14 protein-coding genes are annotated in these 15971 nt (G+C 68.4%); 3 read left to right on the top strand and 11 right to left on the bottom strand.

What is annotated here, in order from left to right; translation table 11 throughout:
• Positions 1 to 17: 17 nt before the first annotated feature.
• Positions 18 to 2921 carry an MMPL/RND family transporter gene (locus tag AT701_RS07205; RefSeq protein ID WP_058125547.1) on the bottom strand — a complete coding sequence of 968 codons (2904 nt, stop codon included), beginning with the start codon at positions 2919 to 2921 and terminating at the stop codon, positions 18 to 20.
• Entirely contained in the window at positions 2918 to 3343 is a 426-nt protein-coding gene (locus AT701_RS07200; protein WP_014877050.1) for an MmpS family transport accessory protein, read from the bottom strand. Before AT701_RS07200 ends, AT701_RS07205 begins: the two co-directional genes overlap by 4 nt.
• A 169-nt stretch (positions 3344 to 3512) precedes the next feature.
• Between AT701_RS07200 and AT701_RS07195 the strand changes: the two genes are divergently transcribed.
• Positions 3513 to 4208 carry a TetR/AcrR family transcriptional regulator gene (locus tag AT701_RS07195; RefSeq protein WP_058125546.1) on the top strand — a complete coding sequence of 232 codons (696 nt, stop codon included), beginning with the start codon at positions 3513 to 3515 and terminating at the stop codon, positions 4206 to 4208.
• A gap of 447 nt (positions 4209 to 4655) precedes the next feature.
• On the opposite strand, the gene lhgO is transcribed toward AT701_RS07195, so the two are convergent.
• The 4 genes from lhgO to AT701_RS07175 are packed head-to-tail and all read right to left on the bottom strand — an operon-like array spanning position 4656 to position 8816.
• Positions 4656 to 5843 (bottom strand): L-2-hydroxyglutarate dehydrogenase, encoded by a 1188-nt coding sequence (gene lhgO, locus AT701_RS07190; protein WP_058125545.1) that lies wholly within the window; start codon positions 5841 to 5843, stop codon positions 4656 to 4658.
• A 26-nt stretch (positions 5844 to 5869) separates the two neighbouring features.
• The gene (locus AT701_RS07185; RefSeq protein ID WP_058125544.1) at positions 5870 to 6787 is read right to left on the bottom strand and encodes a 1-phosphofructokinase family hexose kinase; all 918 of its coding nucleotides are present in this window, start codon (positions 6785 to 6787) and stop codon (positions 5870 to 5872) included.
• On the bottom strand, positions 6784 to 7572 hold the full coding sequence (locus AT701_RS07180) for a DeoR/GlpR family DNA-binding transcription regulator (protein ID WP_058125543.1): 789 nt from the start codon (positions 7570 to 7572) through the stop codon (positions 6784 to 6786). The genes AT701_RS07185 and AT701_RS07180 overlap by 4 nt, the downstream gene beginning before the upstream one ends.
• A complete protein-coding gene (locus AT701_RS07175) occupies positions 7569 to 8816 on the bottom strand; it encodes an FGGY family carbohydrate kinase (RefSeq protein ID WP_058125542.1) in 1248 nt (415 codons plus the stop codon). The genes AT701_RS07180 and AT701_RS07175 overlap by 4 nt, the downstream gene beginning before the upstream one ends.
• Before the next feature lie 85 nt (positions 8817 to 8901).
• Here AT701_RS07175 and AT701_RS07170 point away from each other — a divergent pair, with 85 nt between their 5' ends.
• Positions 8902 to 9744 carry a class II fructose-bisphosphate aldolase gene (locus AT701_RS07170; protein ID WP_011727631.1) on the top strand — a complete coding sequence of 281 codons (843 nt, stop codon included), beginning with the start codon at positions 8902 to 8904 and terminating at the stop codon, positions 9742 to 9744.
• A 12-nt stretch (positions 9745 to 9756) separates the two neighbouring features.
• Here the strand turns inward: AT701_RS07170 and AT701_RS07165 are convergent, their stop codons facing one another.
• The 5 genes from AT701_RS07165 to AT701_RS07145 are packed head-to-tail and all read right to left on the bottom strand — an operon-like array spanning position 9757 to position 14700.
• Complete coding sequence (locus tag AT701_RS07165) at positions 9757 to 10803, bottom strand: ABC transporter substrate-binding protein (protein ID WP_011727630.1); 1047 nt, start codon at positions 10801 to 10803, stop codon at positions 9757 to 9759.
• Positions 10793 to 11911: an ABC transporter permease gene (locus AT701_RS07160; RefSeq protein ID WP_058125541.1), complete on the bottom strand. Its 1119-nt coding sequence runs from the start codon at positions 11909 to 11911 to the stop codon at positions 10793 to 10795. The genes AT701_RS07165 and AT701_RS07160 overlap by 11 nt, the downstream gene beginning before the upstream one ends.
• A complete protein-coding gene (locus AT701_RS07155) occupies positions 11908 to 12666 on the bottom strand; it encodes an ATP-binding cassette domain-containing protein (protein ID WP_003892760.1) in 759 nt (252 codons plus the stop codon). Before AT701_RS07155 ends, AT701_RS07160 begins: the two co-directional genes overlap by 4 nt.
• Before the next feature lie 10 nt (positions 12667 to 12676).
• Positions 12677 to 13678 (bottom strand): class I mannose-6-phosphate isomerase, encoded by a 1002-nt coding sequence (locus AT701_RS07150; protein ID WP_058125540.1) that lies wholly within the window; start codon positions 13676 to 13678, stop codon positions 12677 to 12679.
• A complete protein-coding gene (locus AT701_RS07145; RefSeq protein WP_058125539.1) occupies positions 13675 to 14700 on the bottom strand; it encodes a zinc-dependent alcohol dehydrogenase family protein in 1026 nt (341 codons plus the stop codon). Before AT701_RS07145 ends, AT701_RS07150 begins: the two co-directional genes overlap by 4 nt.
• A gap of 161 nt (positions 14701 to 14861) precedes the next feature.
• Between AT701_RS07145 and AT701_RS07140 the strand changes: the two genes are divergently transcribed.
• A complete protein-coding gene (locus tag AT701_RS07140; RefSeq protein ID WP_058127563.1) occupies positions 14862 to 15911 on the top strand; it encodes a LacI family DNA-binding transcriptional regulator in 1050 nt (349 codons plus the stop codon).
• Positions 15912 to 15971: the final 60 nt, after the last annotated feature.

The following is a 15971-nucleotide window of genomic DNA, read 5'->3' as shown; positions in this document are numbered from 1 at the left end:
TCATCAGTTCGGCGAGATCAGCTCAGCGCCTCTTCCGGCGTCCGCTGGATCGGCGTCGGCCACTTGGACGGCACCGGGCGCTCACGCACGCGCTGCGGCCACCAGAACCAACGGCCCAGCAGGGTCGCGATCGACGGTGTCATGAGCGAGCGGACGACCAGTGTGTCGAACAGCAGGCCCAGGCCGATCGTGGTGCCGACCTGCCCGATGGTGATCAGGCTGCTGACCGCCATCGACGCCATCGTGAACGCGAACACCAACCCGGCCGCGGTGACCACCGCGCCCGTGCCGACCATGGCGCGGATGATGCCGGTCCGGATGCCTGCGTGGATTTCCTCTTTCATGCGCGAGACCAGCAGCAGGTTGTAGTCCGCGCCGACGGCCAGCAGCACGATCACCGACATCGGCAGCACCATCCAGTGCAGCGGGATCCCGACGATGTGCTGCCACAGCAGCACCGACAGTCCGAACGCCGAGGCCAGGCTCAGCACCACCGTCCCGACGATCACGGCCGCGGCCACGACGGCCCGGGTGAGCACCATCATGATGATGAAGATCAGGATCAGCGCCGAGGCCGCGACGATGATCAGGTCGTAGTCGGCGCCGATCTGCATGTCGTTGTACGTCGCGGCGCTGCCGCCGAGGTAGATGCGCGCACCCTCGAACGGGGTGCCCTTGATCGCGTCGGCCGCGGCGACCTTGAGTTCGTCCATGCGCGCGGTGCCCTCTTCGGTCAGCGGGTCACCCTGGTGAATGATGGTGAAGCGCACCGCATGTCCGTCCGGCGACATGAACAGCTTCATGCCCCGCTGGAAGTCGTCGGTCTCGAAGGCCTCCGGCGGCAGATAGAACGAGTCGTCGTTCTTGGCCGCGTCGAACGCCTGGCTCATGGCCGTGGCGTTTTCCTGCATGGCCATGTTCTGATCCTGCTGGGCCTTCTGCACCTGGTACTGGTTCAGCAGCGTCTGCTTCTGGTTCTTCATCGACTGGATCTGTGCCGGCATCACGGCGACCATGCGCGGCATCAGATCGGCCATGCGCCGCATCTCGGGCACCAGTTCCTGGAAATCGTCGGACATGGTGTTGATGCCGTCGATGCTCTCGAAGATCGACCGCATCGACCAGCACATCGGGATGTCGTAGCAGTGCGGTTCCCAGTACAGGTAGTTGCGGATCGGGCGGAAGAAATCGTCGAAGTCCGCCAGATGATCCCGGACGTCCGCAGTGTCATCCGACGTCTGCGCCATCTTGTCGGCCATCGATTGCGACACCGCCGCGAGCTCGGTCTGGATGTTCATCATCTCGGTCATCGAGTCGATGCTGGTCTGCAGATCGTCGGCCTGCTTGAGCAGATTGTCCAGGTTGGTCTGCATGTAGTCGTTGTTCATGATCTGCGTGGTGCCGCTCTGGCCGATCGTGTACGGGATCGTCGAGTGTTCGATCGGGTCACCGTCGGGCCGGGTGATGGTCTGCACCTGGGCGATGCCATGAACGTTCTTGAGCGCCTTGGCGATCTTGTCGATCACCAGGAAGTCGGCCGGGTTGCGCAGATCGCGGTCGGTCTCGACCATCATCAGGTCGGGATTCATCTTGGCCTGCGAGAAGTGCCGGAACGCCGCGTCGTACCCGACGTTCGCCGGGACGTCATCGGGCAGGTAGCGCCGGTCGTCGTAGGTGGTGTAGTAACCGGGCAGCGCGAGCAGGCCGATCAGTGCCGCAACGACCGCGCACACCAGGATCGCGCCGGGCCAGCGCACGGTCGCGGTGCCGACGCGGTGCCACCCCGGCGACCGGCTGAAACGCTTGGGTTCCAGGGTCTTTCCGAACCGGCTTACCACCGAGATCACGGCAGGACCGGCGGTGAGCGCCGCGGCCACCACGATCAGCATGCCGATCGCCAGCGGGACGCCCATCGTCTGGAAGTACGGCAGCCGGGTGAAGTGCAGGCACAGCGTCGCACCCGCGATGGTCAGACCCGACGCCAAAACGACGTGGGCCGTCCCGTGGAACATGGTGTAGTAGGCCGATTCTCGGTCCTCACCGGCTCGCCGCGCCTCCTGATAGCGGCCGATCAGGAAGATCGCGTAGTCGGTGGCCGCGGCGATGGCCAGCGTCACCACCATGTTGGTCGCGAACGTGGTCAGCCCGAAGACGTTGTAAAAACCCAGGAATGCCACGATCCCGCGGGCGCCGGAGAGCCCCAGCACCACCATCGCCAGCACGATCAGCGTCGTGATGACCGAGCGGTAGACCGCCAGCAGCATCACGGTGATGACCGCGAAGGTGACGCCCTCGATCAGCTTCATGCTGGCGTCGCCCTCGGCGCGCTGATCCGCGCTCGTCGCCGCGGCGCCCGTCACGTAAGCCTTGACGCCGGAAGGCATCTCGCGTTCGGTGGCGATCTTGCGGACCGCCTCGACCGACTCGTTGGCCAGTGACTCACCCTGGTCACCGGCGATGTAGACCTGGACGTAGGCGGCCTTGCCGTCGACGCTCTGGGCGCCCGACGCGGTGAGGGTGTCGCCCCAGAAGTCCTGGACGTGCTGCACGTGTTCGGTGTCGGCACGCAGATCGGCGACCATCTTGTCGTAGAAGGCGTGCGCCTCGATGCCAAGGGGCTCTTCGCCTTCCAGCACGATCATCACCGAGCTGCTGGTGTCGTACTCTTCGAACACCTGGCCGACGCGCTTGATGGCGAGCGTCGACGGTGCGTCGTTGGGGGCCATCGACACCGCGCGCATCTCGCCGACCTCGTCGAGCGTCGGGACGACGGTGTTGAGGATCGCGACGATCGCGACCCAGGCCAGGATGATGGGCACCGCGAACGTGCGCATGAACCAGGGCAGCCGTGGCCGCGGGGGCGCCGAGTGACGAGGCGCGGCGATCGCGTCGGTCGGGGTGTCGTCCGTCGGCGCGCTCATGCTGCCTTCACATAGCAGAAGGTTTCGGCGTTCATGCCGGTGGCGGTCCTCTCTTCTTTGACCACGTCGTCGACGGTGACCCGACACGTGATGCTGTCGCCGTCACCCTGGGCCATGATGTGGGGCATCACCGACGGCAGCGTCGTCTGCAGCGTCAGGCTCCACGGCAGCGGTGTGCTCTCGACGCGCTGCGGCATGCCTTCGAGATCCATGTAATTGATCACGGCCGATGAGCCGGAGCCGAAGATCTCGTACGTCACGACCTTCGGGTTGAAGTCCTCGGCGTTGTCCGAGGTCTTCTCCGTCACCACTACAGGGTTCGACCCGAACACGGTGCGCACGTTCATCACGATCAGTGCACCCGCGGCGACCGCGACGACGATCAGCACAGGTAGCCAGATTCGACCGAGCACCTTTGTCATCGCTACCTTCCCCGAACTCGATGACCGCAGCCGACGGCAGGTCACCAGGGCCGCCGGCGCCGGAACACGCCCCCGAGCAACGGGGACAAAAAGTTTCGAGTAGTTAAGCTAACCGCATAAGTGGATAAGGTCAATCCGCTTTCATGTTGTCCGCATTACACTCGGCGGGGTGAGTGCCCCCGAGACGCCGGAGCGGCCTCTGCGCAAGGACGCGGAGCGCAACCGTAAGCGCGTGCTCGAAGCTGCCCGCGAACTGTTCGCCGCCAAGGGTCTTGAGCCGAATCTCAACGACGTCGCGCGCCACGCCGGCGTGGGCGTGGGCACGGTGTACCGGCGCTTCGCCACCAAGGAGGAACTCCTCGAGGCGATTTTCGAGGACGCCATGAACCAGCTCACCGATCTCGCCGAGGAGGCCCTTCGAAAGTCGGACTCCTGGCAGGGTTTCGCATGGTTCGTCGAGCAGCAGTGCCAACTGACCGTGACCGACCGCGGACTCCGCGAGATCGCGTTCAGCAAGTGCTACGGCGGTGATCGCGTGAAGGCCGCGCAGGACCGATTGAGTGTCGTGACGACCGAACTCGTCGAGCGCGCGCAGCGCGACGGCCACCTGCGGCCCGGGGTCTCGGCGACCGATCTGCCGCTGCTCGCGCTGCTCGCCGGCACCGTCACCGAATTCGCGGGCCACGTGGATGCCGACCTGTGGCGCCGATACACGTCGATCCTGCTCGAAGGCATGCGCCATCACCCCGGCCAGGAACCCGTCGCGGTCTTTGCCCTCGATCGCCCGGCACTCGAAGCGGCCATGCGCACCTGGGAACCCGCCGGTCCCCCGTCGCACCGCCCCCGCCCGCCCTGCGCCACCTGACGCGCCCGAAGTGCATGCAGCGCGAGTGAGACAGTGGCGTCCCCTCGCAGCGCGAGCGTGCGTGGCTGCTACCCGACACACCGCTCGCGGTCGGCATTGGACGCACGCTCGCAGCGCCTGAGCGTGCGCCTACGCCGGCCAAAGGAGTACGCGCCCTCTCCCCTTCGCCGCTCGTAACACAGTGGCGGCCGCGAGCGCGTTTTTCCGCCGTGGCGTTACCAGTGGCGACCGCGAGCGCGTTTTTCCGCCGTGGCGTTACCAGTGGCGACCGCGAGCGCGTTTTTCCGCCGTGGCGTTACGAGCAGCGAAATAGCGATTTGACGCACGCTCGTTGTCGACGAGAGTGCGTGGGGTGTCGAAGTTTTGCGGCGTGGCGAGGAGCAGACACGCACGCTCGCGGTGCCAGGTGAGGTGCTCGCGGTGCCAGGCGCGGTGCTTAGGACTGACTCACGCCAGGGCGTCGACGATGTGTTCGGCGATCGCGAGTGAGGCCGTCGCTGCGGGGGACGGCGCATTGCGGACGAACGTCATTCCGGCAAGACGATGAATCACGAAGTCGTCGACCAGGTTTCCGTCGGGCTTCAAAGCCTGGGCGCGTACACCGGATTCCGCACGCACGATGTCCGAAGCGGTCAGTTCCGGGATGTAGGCACGGGCACGACGCAGGAACACCGACTTGCTCATCGAACCCACGATCTCACTGGCGCCCATGCGCCAATGGTGACGCGCCAGGCGCAGCATGCCGGGATAGCTCACCGAACGCCACAACTGCCGCACGTTGATGTCGCGCCACCGGTAGCCCTCCTGCGCCAGCGCCAGCACCGCGTTGGGACCGACGTGCACGTGGCCGTCGATCCCCCGCGTGAAATGCACACCGAGGAACGGATAGCGCGGGTCGGGAACCGGATACACCAACCCCTTGACGAGGTCCGACCGGGACGCCACCAGCGAGTAGTACTCACCCCGAAACGGGATGATCTCAGGATCCCGTGGCGCACCGGCCATTTCGGCGATCATCGACGACTGCAACCCCGCACACACCACCACATGGTCGAACACGAACTCGTCTTCGTCGGTGGTGATCACCACCCCGCCATCCCGCGAAGCGATCCCCACCGCGGGTGATCCCAGCCGGAACTGACCGCCGGCCGCCTCGATGTCGGCGCGAAACTCCTCGGCGATCGCGGGGAAGCTGACCACCGCGGTGCTGGGGATCAGCAACGCGGCCAACCCGTCGACGTGGGGCTCACGCTCACGCAGTTCGGCCCGGTCGATCACCCGTGTGTCCGGGATGCCGTTGTCCACGGCCCGCTTGGCCAGGTCGTGCAGACGTGGCAGCTCATCGGTCTGCACAGCGACGATCACCTTGCCGAGTTCGTCATACGGCAGGCCACGCTCCATGCAGTACGCCCGCAGCAGGCCAACGCCGCGGCGGCACAGCGTGGCCTTCAGTGAACCGGGCGGGTAGTAGACACCGGAATGCACGACGTTGCTGTTGTGTCCGGTCTGATGCGCAGCCACGACGTTCTCTTTGTCGAGGACCGTCACGTCCGCCTGCAGCTTCTGTTGGAGACGACGCGCCACCGCGAGCCCGACGATGCCCGCCCCGATCACGCCGATACGCGGTGCCGCCATGCCCGCCCCCTCTGGTCCGCCTGTTGTCAACCTAGACGCAAGTCGCCGCGCACCGGGCCGATACTCACGGGCCGCTGCGGATCGGGCACGCCGATGAGGGTGCCTTTATGTTCGACTGCGGTGGCGCCGAACCGCAACGCCGACGCCAGTGCGTCGGCCGGTCCGTCTGAGCACGCCGCCAGATATCCGGCGAGCAGGGCATCCCCTGCCCCGACGGTGTTGACCACGCGGCCCACCGGCGCGGTGCCGTGCAACGCGAGGTCCGAGGTCACCAGCACGGCCCCGTCACCGCCCAGGCTCACCAGCACGGTATCCACCCTGAGGGAGCGCGCCGCGTCGACCACGTCGGCCAGCGTCGCCGGCGTCGCGCCGGTCGCGTCGGCCAGTTCGTCGAGATTCGGCTTGATCAGGTGCGGTGAACCGCCGGCGAGTACGGCCGTCATCGCGGCCCCGGACGCGTCGACGGCCACCCGCCGCCCGGCAGCCCGGGCCTCGTCCACCGCTGCGGCCAACCGTGCCGGCGCAAAACCCGCGGGCAGGCTGCCCGCCCACACCACCCAGTCGGCGGTATCAGCCAGGGCGGCGGCGCACAGCGCGTCCACCTCGTCTTCGGACAGCTGCGGTCCGGGTTCGTTGACCTTGGTGCTGCGCCCGTCGGCCTCGACCAGCGTGACGTTGCTGCGCACCGATCCGGCGACGGGAACGCCGATCGTGTCCAAACCGAAACCCTCAAGCGCCGAGGCGATCTCGGCGCCGACCGATCCTCCGACAGGCAGGACGGCACGGGTCGCGTGACCGGCGCCGTGCAGGGCGAGTGCGACGTTGACGCCCTTGCCGCTGGGCTCGGTCATGGTCGACGTGGCGCGGTTGACCTCGCCGGGCCGCAGCGCCGGGAGGTGCAGCGTGCGGTCGAGGCTCGGATTGGGTGTGACGGTGACGATCATCGGTGTGCCACCTCGACAGTGATGCCGGCCGCGCGCAGCTGCCTGCGTAACCCTGGGTCGGCGCCGTCGTCGGTGATCAGCACGTCGACGTCGGAGAGCTCGGCGTGGCGGGCCTGGCTGTGCCTGCCGAACTTGCTCGAATCGACCAGGAACACGCGCTGCCCCGCGGCCGCGAGCATGTGCCGTTTGACGGCGGCCTCCTCGGGGTCGGGCGTGGTCAGGCCCCGGTCGAGCGACAGCGCGTTGGTGCCGAGGAACGCGACGTCGACGTTGATCGCCGCGAGCGCCTCGGTGGTCAGCGCACCCACCGCGGCCATCGTCGCCTCGCGGATGCGCCCGCCGAGCAGCACGGCGGTGATCCGCCGGCGCAGCAGCGTGGTGGCGACGGGTACGGCGTTGGTGTAGACGACGAGTTCTTCTGCCGTGGACAACATTTCGGCGAGCCGCTGCGTGGTGCTGCCCGCGTCGAGCAGCAGTGTGGCACCCTCGGGAACATACCGCAGTGCGTGTCGCGCGATCGCGTCCTTCGCCTCGGCGTTCTCGATCCGGTCGGCGACGTCGGGTTCGGTGCGACTGCTGATGGCAGGCACGGCGCCACCGTGCACGCGCCGCAGCAGTCCACGCGCCTCCAATTGGGCGAGGTCTTTGCGCACGCATTCCGCGCTGACCCCGAAAAGGCTTGCCAACCGTGCGCTTTCGACCCGATGTTCGGCGTCGAGAAGGCGCAGCACCTCGGCGTGGCGTTCGTCGGGGAACCAGGTCCGCGTCGCTCCGGTCGTGGTCATGCCACACCCAGGTGCTCGTGCGGATCGATTGCCCCACAGGCCCGCGCGGCGAGGGTCGCCGCGCCCAGCGCACCGGCCTCCTCGACGGGCGACACCTCAAGGTTCTGAAAACGAGACCGTTTGGCGCGCATGACCTCTGAGCTGTGTCGCCAGCCGCCCGTGACCACGACACGCACGGCGGGGCCCACCACGTCATCCATGGCACGGTGCAGCGCGAGCGCCTCGTCGGCGGCCTTCTCGACGACCGCGCGCCACTGTGCCCCCGCCTCGGACCCCGGAGACTCGGCGGCCCGGTCGAGTTCGGCGAGGTCCATGCCGAGGCGCTCCATCGCGCGTTGCTGCGCGAGTCCGCCCTCGGTCCCACCGAGCAGACTCCAGTGGCCCGCCTCGACACTCGGATCGGTGGTGATACCCGCCTCGGCGAGGCGCGCAATATCGCCGCGCGACGGGAGCGCGTCGATGGTGCGCACCAACGCCTCGGCAGTGCCGGACGAGTCCAGTTCGTGGCCGGGACCGGTCGCGCGTGCCCCGAGCGCGGACGCCTGGTGATCGTGCCCGGCAAACGTCAGTACGGCGTTGCGCAGCAACAAATTCACGTCGTCGGAGGTGATCATGCCGACCGGCGCTCCCGCGGGAACCACGGGCGGCATGAGCGAGCGTGTCGCACCCGACCAGGCGAGTGCGTCGTCCCACCAGTCACCGGCGGCGATGTCGAACCATCCGGTGCGCCCCGCCAGCGACATCTCCAGGGCCGGGTCACCGCCCAACCGGTGCACCACCCAACCGGCGACATCGAACCGTTGCACGGCGGCGCGGGCCGCGGGATCGTGCGTCAGCAGCCAGCGGTGCTTGGTCAGCGACCACTGACCGCGCAGGGGCTTGCCCGCGACCCCGCCGAACGTGTCCGGGCCGATGGTGGCGACCAGATCGGCGACCTCGGCACCGTCGCGGTCGTCATGCCACGCGATCACCGGGGTGAGCGATTCCCCCTGCGCGTCGACGAGGACGCCGGACTCCCCCATGCTCGTCACACCGACCGCCTGCACCGGCACGCCCGCTGCCTGCGCGGCGGCGTTCAGGGCGTCGAATGCACTGCGGCACAGACGTTCCGAATCGGTCTGCGTGCCGAACGAGCCCGTGTCCCAGTGCATGGGTGCGCGACCGGTCCCCAACACTGTGCCCTCGCCGTCGTAGACAACGGCCTTGCTCGACGTCGTTCCGACGTCGAGGCCTGCGAACGCCATGCACACACCGCCGATTGCGTTGATTGGGTTTACGTGGATATGGTTGCGTCTGGTTGGAGTTGGGTCAAGTCCCCTCAGGAGTGTCATGCCGCTGGTCACCACGGCCGAGTTGATCGCGCCCGCCCGCGCGGCCGGCCGCGGTGTCGCGGCGTTCAACGTCATCACCCTCGAGCACGCGCACGGCATCGTCGACGGCGCCGAACACGCAGGTCTCCCGGTGATCCTGCAGGTCAGCGAGAACGCCGTGACATTCCACGGCACCCTCGGCCCGCTCAGCGCCGCGCTCGCGGCGGTGGCCGCCGAGGCAAGCGTGCCGGTCAGCCTGCACCTCGACCACGTGGTGACCGCCGATCTGTGGGAACAGGCGCCCGACGCGGGCTTCTCGTCGGTGATGGTCGACGGCGGAGCGCTGCCGTACGCCGAGAACGTCGCGGTGACCGCACGGGCCGCGCAGGGCCTGCGTGCCCGCGGGCTGACCGTGGAAGCCGAACTCGGCTACGTCGGCGGCAAGGATTCCCAGGTGGTCAGCGCCCACGCCCCCGGCGTGCGCACCGACCCGGACCAGGCCGCCGAGTTCGTCGCTGCCACCGGCGTCGACGCACTGGCCGTCGCGGTCGGCAGCTCACACGCCATGACCACGCAGACCGCGGCACTCGACCTGGATCTCATCGAACGCCTGCGTGACGCGGTGCCGTGCCCGCTGGTCCTGCACGGGTCCTCGGGTGTGCCCGACGAGACGGTGCGCGACGCGGTGCGCGCGGGCATCGTCAAGGTCAACATCGGCACCGCGCTCAACATCGCGTACTCGTCGGCCATGCGCACAGGCCTCGCGGCCGACGACGGCGTCGACCCGCGGGTGTCCCTGCGTGCCGCGCGATCGGCGATCGCCGACACCGTCGCCCACCTTCTGACGGTGGTGTCCTCCTAGCGCGGGAGGAATTCAGCAGCTGGACTTGTACGCCGCGGCGCCACCCTCACCGTCGAGGTTCTCGCGGGTGATGATGGTGAACCCGGTCTGCACGTTGGGGCTGTTCTCGCCGCCTTCGAGCGCCGTGACGGCCTCGTCGACGCCGAACTTGCCGATGGTGCCCGGGTCCTGCGCCACGAGCGCCTGGACCGTGCCCTCGCGCAGCGCCTGGATCTGGTTGGGTCCGGCGTCGAAGCCGACGACGGCGACCTGTTCGCTCTTGCCGGCCTGCTTGATGCCGGTCGCCGAGCCCTCGGCGGTGAACAGGTTGGCCGCGAACACGCCCACCAGATCCGGATCACGTTGCAGCTGAGCGCCGATCAGCTGCGCAGCGGTCGCGGGATCGTTGTGGCTGTACTGCACACCGACATAGGTGAACCCGGGGTCTTCCGCGACGGCCTCTTCGAAGCCCTTGGTGCGTGCGTCGGTGGTCGAGATGCCGGGGTCGAGGCCCATCACCATGACCTTGCCGCCCTCGGGGTGCAGCTGCTTGATGGCCTCGAACGCGGCGCGTCCGCCACCCTCGTTGTCGCTGGCGATCGCCGACACCGCGTACGACGGATCGTTGGTGGTGGTGTCGACGAGCACGACCTTGATACCGGCCGCGGCGGCCTGCTCCAGCGGCATCTGCATGGCCTGCACGTCGGTCGGTGCGACGAGCAGCGCGTCGGGCTTGCTCGCGACGATCGAGTCGAGGATCGGCTTCTGCAGGGTCGGGTCGAACTTCTGCGGCCCTTGCGTGTTCACCGTGACGCCGAGATTGGCGGCCTCCTCCTGCGCACCGCACTGCATGGTGATGTAGAACTGATCGCCCACCACGCCCTGCAGGAACGCGATGTTGTAGTTCTTGCTCGCCTTGGGCGGCGCGGTCACCGTGGTGACAGCGGCGGCAGGCGCCTCACCGGCGGCAGCCGGGGTCTCGGATGACTCGTCGGCCTGCGGCTTCGACGACGTGCAGGCAGCCATGGGCAGCGCGAGCGCCACGACGCCCGCCGCCAACATGAGGCGCTTACGGTTCACTGGCCTTCCTTTCCTTGAAACTGGATCCTCTGCGACTGAAGAGGTTTCGCGACCGGCCGCTACGCGCCGCCGCGGCGCGACGGGACTGGTCGACGTAGACGGCCGCGATCAGCACCGAGCCGACGGCCACGCCCTGCCAGTAGGGCTGCACCCCGATGATCACGAACCCGGATTGCAGCACCGCGGGGATGAACAGGCCGACAACGGTTCCGAAGATCGTGCCCTCACCACCGAAGATCGACGTGCCGCCGATGACGACGGCCGCGATGACGTTGAGGTTGGTCAGCGACTGCCCCGCGATGGTGGTGGTGCCGAACTGCGCGAGCGACAGCAGCGCACCGATGCCGGCCAGGGTGCCCGCGAGTGCGTAGACCGCGATCAGGTGTCGCGTGACCTTGATGCCGGTGCGACGGGCCGCCTCCGCATTGGACCCGATGGCGTACGTGTAGCGCCCGAACCGGGTCTTGTGCAGCAGGATCCCGCCGACGATCAGGATGATCAGCGCGACGAACGGCAGGCCAGGGATGCCCAGCACCTTGGTGTATGCGCTGAAGTCGGTGAGTTCGGCTGGCACCGAGCGGATGTCGATGCCGCCGGTGATGACCTGCGCCAAACCCAGTGCCACCGAGAGTGTTCCGAGCGTGACGATGAGCGCGGGCACACGAGCCTTGGCCACCAGCACGCCGTTGAGCGCGCCCCACGCCATACCGCTCAGCACCGCGGCGACCAGACCGGCCGCGGCCACCCCCGGTCCGTTGCCGCCCATCGCGGCCATCACCTTGGCGGCGACCACCGACGAGAACACCAGCACCGATCCGACCGACAGGTCGATGCCCGCCGTGATGATCACGAACGTCATGCCGACGCCGAGCACGGCCCACACCGCGACGTTCTGCGAGATCAGCGAGAAGTTCCCGGCCGACAGGAACCGGTCGCCCGCGAGCACGCTGAAGAACAGGCAGATGACCACCAGGACACCCAGGATCCAGAACGCCTGCAGACCGAGAATGCGCCGCAGCGGCGAGATCTCGAATTCGTCGTGCTCGCCGATGCCGCTGGGTGCCGGCACCGAGGTGGCCGGCTTCTCGCTGGAGCTCGTCATACTCATGCCGCCCGCCCATCGAGCGCACCGGTCATCGCACCCACCAGGGTCTCCACGCTGGTGCCCTGCCCCGGATAGGTGGCCACGCGCCGGCCCAGGCGCAGCACCTGGATGCGGTCGCACACCTCCAGCACGTGCGGCATCGAATGGCTGATGAAGATCACGGCGATTCCCTTGTCGCGGACCCGTTTCACGGTCTCCAACACGTTCTTGGTCTGCACCACGCCCAGCGCGGCGGTCGGCTCGTCGAGGATCACGACCTTGTCGGCCCAGGCGATGGCGCGCGCGATCGCGATGCTCTGGCGCTGACCGCCGGACATCGAGCCCACGGGCGCGCTCAGCGAGCGCACCGTGGCGCCGAGTTCGGCGAACGACGCCGCGGCCTGCTTGCGCATCGTCTTCTCGTCCATGAACCCGAACCGGCCCAGCAGTCCGGGCCGCGGGATCTCGCGGCCCAGGAAGACGTTCTGCACGGGGTTGAGGTGCGGTGCGAGCGCCAGATCCTGGTACACGACCTCGATACCCAGGTCGTTGGCGTCGCGCGGGGTCGCGAGGTGCACCGGCTTGCCCTCGAACAGGATCTCGCCGTCGTCGAGTTCGAGGCTGCCCGAAAGTGCCTTGATGAGCGTGGATTTGCCTGCGCCGTTGTCGCCGATCAGCCCGACGACCTCACCGGCGTCGATGTCGAAGTCCGCCCCGTCGAGGGCGCGAACATGGCCGAAACTGCGGGAGATCCCGCGGGCTTCGAGCAGTGCGGTCATGCATCGCCTCCTATCGTCCTGGCGGCCACGTGGTGCCGGCCCGGCAGACCAGCAGACGGGCCTCTCCGTCCACCTGCCAGTCGCCGGACGCGGCCGGCACCACAAGCGTGTTTCCCGCGGCGACCTCCAGTGCCGAGTCCGCGGCGCGCAGCACGCCGCGTCCGCTCAGCACCACGGCCACCGCGAACCCGGCGGGTACGCGCCCTCCGGCGGTGAGGATCTCCATGCGGAAATACGGGTCCGCGGCGTCGGGCAGTACGGGGAACAACCCGTTCCCGTCGGCGTGGCGCAGCACGGTCGAAGGATCCGCCAGCGCATGTGGATCCAGCGCCGAGAGCGCCACGTCGCGGTCCAGCCCCAGGAAGATCTCGGCGTCGGACGCGGTGGTGTTGGTGCGCTCCAACAGGATCGACTGGTCGGTGGGCTCCTGGGCCTCCACCACGAGCACCCCCGCACCGATCGCGTGTGCGGTGCCGCCGGGCACCAGCACCCCGTCACCGGGGCGCACCTCGATCCGGTTCATGAGCGCGAGCATCGCGGCGCTGTCCTGGGATTCGACGAGCGCGCGGATGTGTGCCGGGTCGACGTCCTCGCGCCATCCCACCCACACCTCGGCGTCGCCGCGGGTCTGCAGCACATACCAGGCCTCGGTCTTGCCGTACACGCAGTCGAGGTGGCGCACCGCGAAGTCACGCGTCGGGTGCACGTGCACGGGCAGGCGTTGCCCGGCGTCGATCAGCTTGACCAGCACACCGGTGTCACCGTCGGAGTTCGAAGTGCCCAGCCAGGCGGCCGGGTCGGCGATGACGGCGTCACGCAGCAGCGTCCCGTCGGCCAGTTTCGCGGGCCCGCGGTCGGGTTCGCCGAACCGGCCGACGGTCGCGCCGACCCATTCCTCAGGGCTGCGCTCTCCCACCGGCGGCAGCCCGCGCCACGCGGAAAGGGCCGGACCCCCTGCGTACCAGTGTTCGATGATGTTGGGCGGCAACAGTTGTGGACGTGCGGGTGTCACGGCACGATCACCACCTTGTGCACGGCAGGGTCGCTGCGTAACTTTTCGAGCGCCTGGCCGTAGTCGTCGAGCGCGAAGCGGTGCGTGATGATGCCGTCGGTGCGGACCCGCCCGCCGCGCAGCGCGTCGATCGCCGCGCCGAACGACGTCATCTCGGCGAACGACCCCTTGATGGTGATCTCGCGGCGGAACACGTCGAACGGATGGAACCGCACGATGTCGTCCTCGCGCGTCACGCCGTAGATCAGCACGGTGCCGCCGCGCCGCGCCAGCGGCACGCAGATGTCGCCGACGGCGGGTGACCCGGTGGCCTCCACGACGGCGTCGTACCCGTCGCCGTGCGGCGACGCCGCCATCAGCGCCGCGATGTTGCCCTCGGGGTCGTCGCGCGAGATTCGGACGGTGCGGTCGATGCCGAGCGCGCTCGCGGTGTCCAGCTTGGCCTGCGTCGGCCCGGCCACCGTCACCGACGACGCACCACCGGCGGCGATCAGCTGTGCCAGCAGCAGACCCGTGGGGCCCGCACCGAGAACCAGCGCGCTGCCGCCCGGGCGCATCTGCAGCGATTCCAGGCCGTGCATGGCGCATGCCGTCGGCTCGCTGAACACCGCGGTGTCCAGCGGCAGACCCTCGGTGGAGAACACCAGCGTGTGGTCGGCGATCGCGTACTCGGCGAAGAAACCGGGAAAGTTGCTGCCGTAGCCCAGCATTGCCGCGCACTGCCCCAGCCGCCCGGCCAGGCAGTACGGGCACTGCCCGCAGTACACGTTGGGGTTGACGGTGACCTGCTCACCGATGCCGAAGCGGCTCACGCCCTCGCCCACCGCGTCGACGACGCCCACCAGTTCGTGGCCCGGGATCAGGGGGAACACCGCCCCGAATTCACCGTCGTGGATGTGCAGGTCGGTGCCGCACACGCCCACCTGGGCGACCCTGATGCGCACCTCGCCTTTTCCGGGTTGCGGTGTGGGGACGTCGGTGACCGACCAGGTCTTGGGGGCCTCGTAGAGCACGGCCTTCATATCGTGGGCGCCGTCCCTTTCCTGTGTGTCTTGTTACCTGGATCACGCCTAAGCCGCGAGAGTACGCCACTTCGACGCGCATGTCATCGGTGTCATAAAAAATGGTGCGAAACTCTGACACCGGTGACATACTTGCGCCCGGAATGCGGGGAGGTGACGCGATGGCGACCATGCGCGACGTGGCACAGCGTGCCGGTGTCAGCGCGAAAACCGTGTCCCGCGTGGTCAATAACGATCGCTACGTCTCCGACGACGTCCGCCGACGGGTCGAGCAGGCCATCGAGGATCTCAAGTACGTCCCCAACATGCTCGCGGTGTCGTTCCGCACCGGTCGCGACGCCGCGATCGGTGTCGCGGTACCCGGCGTGGCCGACCCGTTCTTCGCAGGCATCATCGGCGCCGTCGAGCGTGAGGCCAGCGCCCGCGGCGTGGCGGTCATCGTGACCAGCGTGGGCTGGGAGCCCTCGCACGAGCAGCGGTCGATCGAGGCCGTGCTGCACCGCAAGGTCGCGGGCATGATCATCTGCCCCGTCGGCCCCGACATGTCGTTCCTGCGGCCCTGGCAGGCCACCACTCCCCTGGTGTTCGTCGACCGCATGCCCGGCCGCCTGGTCGCCGACTCCGTGGTCCAGGACGACGTCGGCGGCGGGTATGAGGCTGTCGCACATCTGATTTCGCACGGACACCGGCGCATCGCGTTCCTCGGCGACGATGTGGTGACCGCACACCTGCGGTTGCAGGGCAGCCGCGAGGCCCTGGCCGACGCCGACATGCCCCACGACGAGCGTCTCGTCCACCTCGGCGACGTCGACACCGACACCGTGACCGCCGCGCTGCGGCGTTTCCTCGCCGAGCCCGATCCGCCCACCGCGGTGTTCTCGTCGAACGCGCGGTGCACGGTGTCCGTCGTCTCGGCGTTGCAGGCGTTGCGGCGCAACGACATCGCGCTCGTCGGGTTCGGTGACTTCCCCACCGCCGCGGCGTTGCGGCCGCCGATCACCGTGATCGACCAGGACGGCGACGAAATGGGACGGTTCGCCGCCGAACGCCTCTTCGCACGCCTCGACGACCCGGGACGCCGCCTGCGCAGACGCACCGTACTTCCGGTATCGCTCGTGACACGCTCGTCGTGCGCGATGCCCGGTGAGAGAGCCCGCCCAGGGCACGGCTCGGCCGTGCCCGTCCGCTCGTCGAATGTGAGTGCTAGGTAATCACATTCGGCACACGAAAAAGCCCCCGGGGCGCTTGCGCACCCCGGGGGCTTTTTCCTA

The sequence above is a fragment of the Mycolicibacterium smegmatis genome, assembly GCF_001457595.1.
Lineage (GTDB): Bacteria > Actinomycetota > Actinomycetes > Mycobacteriales > Mycobacteriaceae > Mycobacterium > Mycobacterium smegmatis.
Note: the sequence above shows the minus strand (reverse complement) of the source record. Positions and strands in the feature narration are given on the sequence as shown.